The sequence below is a fragment of the Streptomyces sp. NPDC057543 genome, assembly GCF_042801895.1.
GTDB lineage: Bacteria > Actinomycetota > Actinomycetes > Streptomycetales > Streptomycetaceae > Streptomyces.
The window spans coordinates 20,107-27,317 of sequence record NZ_JBHVFF010000088.1 but is presented as its reverse complement, the minus strand read 5'-3'; the positions used below and the strand labels follow the sequence as shown (position 1 = coordinate 27,317).

General features: G+C 69.7%; 5 protein-coding genes. All 5 read left to right on the top strand.

Features of this window, described 5'->3' with window-relative positions:
* Window positions 1-960 (top strand): carbohydrate ABC transporter permease (locus ACFU8Q_RS17185; RefSeq protein ID WP_384454058.1); only part of this gene is annotated, 960 nt, incomplete at its 5' end.
* The gene (locus tag ACFU8Q_RS17180; protein ID WP_384454064.1) at window positions 954-1,850 is read left to right on the top strand and encodes a sugar ABC transporter permease; all 897 of its coding nucleotides are present in this window, start codon (window positions 954-956) and stop codon (window positions 1,848-1,850) included. The genes ACFU8Q_RS17185 and ACFU8Q_RS17180, both read left to right, overlap by 7 nt.
* Before the next feature lie 181 nt (window positions 1,851-2,031).
* Window positions 2,032-3,708 carry a glycoside hydrolase family 13 protein gene (locus ACFU8Q_RS17175; RefSeq protein ID WP_384454055.1) on the top strand — a complete coding sequence of 559 codons (1,677 nt, stop codon included), beginning with the start codon at window positions 2,032-2,034 and terminating at the stop codon, window positions 3,706-3,708.
* A gap of 125 nt (window positions 3,709-3,833) precedes the next feature.
* Complete coding sequence (locus tag ACFU8Q_RS17170; protein WP_384454052.1) at window positions 3,834-4,946, top strand: LacI family DNA-binding transcriptional regulator; 1,113 nt, start codon at window positions 3,834-3,836, stop codon at window positions 4,944-4,946.
* A gap of 411 nt (window positions 4,947-5,357) precedes the next feature.
* A complete protein-coding gene (locus ACFU8Q_RS17165; RefSeq protein WP_384454050.1) occupies window positions 5,358-7,058 on the top strand; it encodes a carbohydrate-binding module family 20 domain-containing protein in 1,701 nt (566 codons plus the stop codon).
* Window positions 7,059-7,211 lie beyond the last annotated feature (153 nt).

Sequence of the window (7,211 nt, the reverse complement as noted above, 5' to 3'; positions counted from 1 at the left end):
GGCCGGAGCCGCGGTACTGGCAACCCCCCGCCGCCGAGCAGGCTCCGCCGGGCCCTGTCGACCCACTGGTACGCCTGGACCATGGTCGCCCCGGTCGTCGCCGTGATCGGCGTGATCATCGGCTATCCGCTGGTCCGCGGCATCTACCTGTCGATGACCGATGCCAATGAGCGCAACGTCGAGCGGTCCATCGGTGTCAACCACTCGCCCGCCACGTACAAATTCGTGGGCCTGGACAATTACACCGAGGCGATCACGGGCGACCAGTTCCTCGGCACGCTCGGGTGGACGCTGGTGTGGACAGTCTCCTGCGTGGCCATCACCTTCTCCCTCGGTATGGCCCTCGCCAACATCCTCAACCGCCGGATCGCCGGCCGCTCCGCGTACCGGATGGCACTCATCCTGCCCTGGGCCATCCCCGGCTTCGTCTCCGTCTTCGCCTGGCGCTTCCTCTACAACGAGGACCGCGGGCTGCTCAACAAGATCCTCTCCGGCGGCGGGATCGACGCCGTACCCTGGCTGAACGACCCCACCTGGGCGAAGCTCTCCGTCATCGCCGTCAACGTCTGGCTCGGCGTGCCGTTCATGTTGGTCGCCCTGCTCGGCGGACTGCAGTCGATCCCCAGCGAGCAGTACGAGGCCGCGGAGATGGACGGCGCCACCGCCTGGCAGCGGTTCCGCCACATCACGCTGCCCGGACTGCGGCCGGTCTCCTCCACGGTGATCCTGCTCTCCACCATCTGGACCTTCAACATGTTCCCGGTGATCTACCTGCTGACCCGCGGCGGACCCGGTGAAGCCACCCAGATCCTGGTCACCCAGGCGTACACGTTCTCCTTCGAGATCAGCCCGCGCGACTTCGCGCAGTCCTCCACCTGGGGCGTGCTGATCCTCGTACTCCTGATGATCTTCGCCGCCGTCTACCGGCGAGTCCTGCGCACCCAGGGAGACGACTGGTGACCACCGCCCCCGCAACCACCGTCCCGGCGACCTCCGCACGGCACTCCGTGCGCAAGGTCCGGCTGCGCGGCGAGCGTTCGCCGATCGCCTCCGTCGGGCTGCACCTCACGCTCATCGTCGCGTCCGTGATCGCCGTCTTCCCCGTGCTGTGGGTCCTGCTCACCTCGCTGAAGCCCGCCGCGTTCGCCACCACCACGGACTTCTTCAAAGAGACCACGTTCGAGAACTACACGAACCTGATCCAGAACACGAAGTTCCTCACCTGGTTCGGCAACTCCCTGCTCGTCGCGGGGCTCACCACGCTTCTCGGCGTCATCATCTCCGCCTCCACCGGCTACGCCGTCAGCCGCTTCCGCTTCCCCGGCAAGCGCGGGCTGATGTGGACGCTGCTGATCACCCAGATGTTCCCGGTCGCCGTCCTCATCGTGCCGATCTACAACATCATGTCCGGCATGGGGCTGCTGAATCAGCCGGCCGGCCTCGTCATCACCTACCTCACCATCTCGGTGCCGTTCTGCGCCTGGATGATGAAGGGCTTCTTCGACACCATCCCGCGCGAGATCGACGAGTCGGGCCAGGTCGACGGCCTCACCCCGTTCGGTACGTTCTGGCGGCTCGTCCTGCCGCTCGCCAAGCCCGGCCTCGCCGTCACCGCGTTCTACTCCTTCATCACCGCGTGGGGCGAAGTGGCGTACGCCTCCGCCTTCATGGTCGGCGAGGACAACCTCACCCTCGCGGGCGGACTGCAGCTCTTCGTCAACCGGTACGGAGCCCAGTGGGGCGCGATGACCGCCGCGTCCGTGCTGATCGCGATACCCGCGGCCCTGGTCTTCCTCTTCGCCCAGCGCCACCTCGTCACCGGCATGTCCGCCGGAGCCGTCAAGGGCTGACGCGGCCCGCCCCGTACGACCCGCACGCACCAAGTCACGGCGTCCGCCGGCACCTCGGGGAAACACCCTCCCCACCGCAACCGACCACGCCCCCGGCACGGGCCGACCCCGTGCCGGGGTGATCGCCGGTATCCCGACCCGGTCCGGCGACGCTCCCCACCCCAGACACCCCAGGGACGACATGACCCAGCACCTCGCTGCCCCCTCCACCGGCACGTCCGCCGACGCTCCGGCCCACCAGACCGGCTGGTGGCAGGACGCGGTGATCTACCAGGTCTATCCACGGAGCTTCGCCGACGGCAACGGCGACGGCATGGGCGACCTCGCAGGCGTACGCGGCAGACTCCCCTACCTCAAGGACCTCGGTGTCGACGCGGTCTGGCTCAGCCCGTTCTACGCGTCCCCGCAGGCCGACGCGGGCTACGACGTCGCCGACTACCGGGCCATCGACCCGATGTTCGGCACCCTGCTGGACGCCGACGCGCTGATCCGGGACGCCCACGACCTGGGCCTGCGGATCATTGTGGACCTGGTGCCCAACCACTCCTCCGACCAGCACGAGTGGTTCAAGCGCGCCCTCGCGGACGGCCCCGGCTCCGCGCTGCGCGAGCGTTACCACTTCCGCCCCGGCAAGGGCGTGGACGGCGAACTCCCGCCCAACGACTGGGAGTCCATCTTCGGCGGCCCCGCCTGGACCCGGACCACCGACCCGGACGGCACCCCCGGCGACTGGTACCTCCACCTCTTCGCACCCGAGCAGCCCGACTTCAACTGGGAACACCCGGCCGTCGCCGACGAGTTCCGCTCGATCCTGCGCTTCTGGCTCGACATGGGCGTCGACGGCTTCCGGGTCGATGTCGCCCACGGCCTCGTCAAGGCCGCCGGCCTGCCCGACCTCGGCACCCACGACCAGCTCAAGCTGCTCGGCAACGACGTCATGCCGTTCTTCGACCAGGACGGGGTCCACGCGATCTACCGCTCCTGGCGCACCATCCTCGACGAGTACCCCGGCGACCGCATCGCCGTCGCCGAGGCCTGGACGCCGACCGTCGAGCGTACCGCCAACTATGTGCGCCCCGACGAGATGCACCAGGCGTTCAACTTCCAGTACCTCTCCACCGCCTGGGACGCCGCCGAGCTGCGCGAGGTCATCGACACCTCGCTCGACGCGATGCGTCCGGTCGGCGCCCCCGCGACCTGGGTGCTCTCCAACCACGACGTGACCCGGCACGCCACCCGGTTCGCCAATCCGCCTGGCCTCGGCACCCAGATCCGCACGGCCGGCGACCCCGTACTGGGCCTGCGCCGGGCCCGCGCCGCCACCCTGCTGATGCTGGCGCTGCCCGGTTCCGCGTACGTCTACCAGGGCGAGGAGCTCGGCCTGCCCGACGTCACCGACCTGCCCGACGAGGCCCGCCAGGACCCGTCGTTCTTCCGTGCGGAGGGCCAGGACGGCTTCCGCGACGGCTGCCGCGTGCCGATCCCATGGACGCGCGAGGGCAGCTCGTACGGATTCGGCAGTGGCGGCAGCTGGCTGCCCCAGCCCGACAGCTGGGGCGCGCTGAGCGTCGAGGCGCAGACCGGCGACGCTAACTCCACGCTGGAGCTGTACCGGGCCGCGATCGCCGCCCGCCGGGTGCACCCGGGGCTCGGCGCCGGGACCACGGTGGAGTGGCTCCAGGCGCCCGAGGGGCTGCTGATCTTCGCCCGCCCCGGCTTCATCTGCACCGTCAACACGACGGGCCGTCCGGTGCGCATCCCGGTGCGCGGCACCGTCCTGCTGTCCAGCACACCGGTCGTCACCGACGGCGCCGAGATCGAGCTCCCCGCGGACACCACGGTGTGGTGGACGGTGTGACGGTTCCCCTGCCCAGGGCCTCTCTTTCGGATCAGGCCGGATCGGGGAGCGGGGGCCCGCGCGTGCAGCTGCAAGGCGAAGGAGGGAGCCCACGCGAAGGGGGCCCCTCCCATGCCATTCGGGCTATGGGGGAGTCGGCAACCGACGACAACGCCGCAGATGCGCGTGTCGGCCCCCGCGAGCCCGGCAAGATCCGAAAGACAGGCCCTGGGGCCGGTGGTACGCCGAGGCTCTCGGACATCGCCGGCCAGGCAGCGGTCAGCGAGGCGACCGTGAGCCGGGTGCTCAACGGGAAACCGGGCGTCGCGGACACCACGCGTCAGCGGGTGCTCGCGGCGCTGGACATCCTGGGCTACGAACGCCCCGTGCGGCTGCGGCAGCGCAGCGCCGGGCTGATCGGACTGGTGACGCCCGAGCTCACCAACCCGATCTTCCCGGCGTTCGCGCAGGCCGTCGAACAGGCCCTGGCCGGACACGGGTACACCCCGGTGCTCTGCACTCAGACACCCGGCGGCGCCACCGAGGACGAACTCGTCGAGCAGCTCGTCGAACGGGGCGTCGGCGGGATCGTCTTCCTGTCCGGGCTGCACGCCGACCTGTCGGCCGACCCGGCCCGGTACGCCGCACTCACCGAGCGCGGTGTGCCCTTCGTCCTGATCAACGGCTACAACGAACGGATCAACGCCCCGTTCGTCTCGCCCGACGACTCTGCGGCCGTACGGATGGCCGTCGGACACCTCGCCGAACTCGGCCACCGCAGGGTCGGCCTGGCCATCGGGCCGCAGCGCTACGTGCCGTCCCGCCGCAAACGCGAGAGTTTCCTCGACGCCGCCGTGAACCTCCTCGGCCTGGGCCGGAACGAGGCCGAACTCCTGGTCTGCTCCGCGCTGTTCGGCGTCGAGGGCGGCCAGGTCGCGGCCGGTGCGCTGCTCGACCAGGGGTGCACGGGCATCGTCTGCGGCAGTGACCAGATGGCGCTCGGCGTGGTGCGTGCGGCCCGGGGCCGCGGACTCGGCGTGCCGCGCGACGTGTCGGTGGTGGGCTTCGACGACTCGCAGCTGATCGCGTTCACGGACCCTCCGCTGACGACGGTGCGTCAGCCCGTGCAGGCGATGGCGGCTGCCGCGGTGAGCGCCCTGCTGGAGGAGATCGGCGGCAGCCCGGTGCAGCGTACGGAGTACGTGTTCCAGCCGGAGCTGGTGGTACGGGGGTCCACGGCCGCGGTCCGGGGCGTCTGAGGCCCGGCCGCGGCGTCCCGGCGCACAGGAGAGGCACCCGGGAGCCGGCCCTGACGGGCCCGCGGGGAGTGGGTGACTCCGGGCGCCTCTCTTGTTCGTGACCGGCCCGGCCGGCCGGGCGCGTGGGGTCCGGGATCACCGGAACCCCCGGCCGACCGGACCGGAGTCGGGAGAAACGTAACAGCGCTGCAATGTTTTGCGTAAGTCCTTTCAGGAAGGAAACTGCTGGATTTCGTGGATGTGAGCGGGCGGTGTCCAAGGGGTTGACCGGGGCCGGGTGGGCTCGTACGGTCTGCACCGCGGCAAGGTTTGCATTCTTGCAGCAAGAACCTTCAGGAGCCTTGAGGGCAGGGCGCGTTGCCACGTGAGGCTGCACCGTCACCCGCATTTCCCCCCACAGCAGGAGGAAACATGGCACGCAGACCACTGTCTGCAGCGCTCGCCCTGATAGCAGGGGCCGCCGCTCTCGTCGCCCCCACCACGACCGCCCAGGCCTCCACGCCGGGCGACAAGGACGTCACCGCCGTCCTCTTCGAGTGGAAATTCGACTCCGTGGCCAAGGCCTGCACGGACTCCCTCGGCCCGGCCGGCTACGGCTACGTACAGGTCTCGCCGCCCCAGGAACACATCCAGGGCAGCCAGTGGTGGACCTCGTACCAGCCGGTCAGCTACAAGATCGCCGGACGGCTCGGCGACCGTGCCTCCTTCGCCGCCATGGTCAGCACCTGCCACAGCGCGGGAGTCAAGGTCGTCGCCGACTCCGTCATCAACCACATGGCGGCGGGATCGGGCACCGGCACCGGCGGCTCCTCGTACACCAAGTACAACTACCCCGGTGTGTACTCCGCGTCCGACATGGACGACTGCACCGCGCAGATCAGCAACTACCAGGACCGGGCCAACGTCCAGAACTGCGAACTCGTCGGCCTCGCCGACCTGGACACCGGTGAGGAGTACGTCCGCGGCAGGATCGCCGGATACCTCAACGACCTGCTCTCCCTCGGTGTCGACGGCTTCCGCATCGACGCCGCCAAGCACATGCCCGCGGCCGACCTCGCCAACATCAAGTCGCGGCTGAACAACCCCAGCGTCTACTGGAAGCAGGAAGCGATCTACGGGGCGGGCGAGGCCGTCCAGCCCGACGAGTACACGGGCACGGGGGACGTCCAGGAGTTCCGCTACGCCCGCAGCCTCAAGCAGGTCTTCAACAACGAGAACCTCGCCTACCTGAAGAACTTCGGTGAGGGCTGGGGCTTCATGCCGTCGTCGAAGGCCGCGGTCTTCGTCGACAACCACGACACCGAGCGCGGTGGCGACACACTGAACTACAAGGACGGCGCCAACTACACCCTCGCCAGTGTCTTCATGCTGGCCTGGCCGTACGGCTCGCCCGACGTCCACTCCGGGTACGAGTGGACCGACAAGGACGCGGGGCCACCCAACGCCGGTGCGGTGAACGCCTGTTACAGCGACGGGTGGAAGTGCCAGCACGCCTGGCGCGAGATCTCCTCCATGGTCGGCTTCCACAACACGGCACGCGGTGAGTCCGTCACCGACTGGTGGGACAACGGCGGCGACCGGATCGCGTTCGGCCGCGGGTCGAAGGCGTACGTCGCGATCAACCACGAGGGCTCCTCGCTGACCCGTACGTTCCAGACGTCGCTGCCCGCCGGTGACTACTGCGACGTCCAGTCCGGCAACGGCGTCAGCGTCGACGGCTCCGGCCGGTTCACCGCGACGCTGGGAGCCAACACGGCCCTGGCGCTCCAGGCGGGCGCCCGTACCTGCTCGGGCGGTGGCACCACGAACCCCGGCACCTCCGGAGCGTCCTTCGGCGTCAACGCCACCACCCAGCTCGGCCAGAACGTCTACGTCACCGGCAACCAGAGCGCGCTCGGCAACTGGAACACCGGCAGCGCGCTGAAGCTCGACCCGGCGACGTACCCGGTCTGGAAGCTCGATGTGAACCTGCCCGCCGGTACGTCGTTCGAGTACAAGTACCTCCGCAAGGACGCGAGCGGCAACGTCACCTGGGAGAGCGGCGCGAACCGTACCGCCACCGTGCCGGCGTCGGGGAAGGTCACGCTGACGAGCGACGTCTGGCGCAGCTGACATCGGTGACCGGTCCGGGGCCGACCCCAGCGCCCCGGACCGGCAGTTGGCCCGAGGTCCGGGGACGCACCGGGGCGTCTCCTCGGGTGACGCGGACTCGTCCGCCACCGTGAGCGAAGCGCCTCATTACCGCGTAACCCTGCGGGGGTCACC

Bases quoted from the DNA above. Each gene is read 5' to 3' on its own strand.
- ACFU8Q_RS17175 (WP_384454055.1), top strand. From the start codon at position 2,032: ATGACCCAGCACCTCGCTGCCCCCTCCACCGGCACGTCCGCCGACGCT.
- ACFU8Q_RS17170 (WP_384454052.1), top strand. From the start codon at position 3,834: ATGGGGGAGTCGGCAACCGACGACAACGCCGCAGATGCGCGTGTCGGC.
- ACFU8Q_RS17165 (WP_384454050.1), top strand. From the start codon at position 5,358: ATGGCACGCAGACCACTGTCTGCAGCGCTCGCCCTGATAGCAGGGGCC.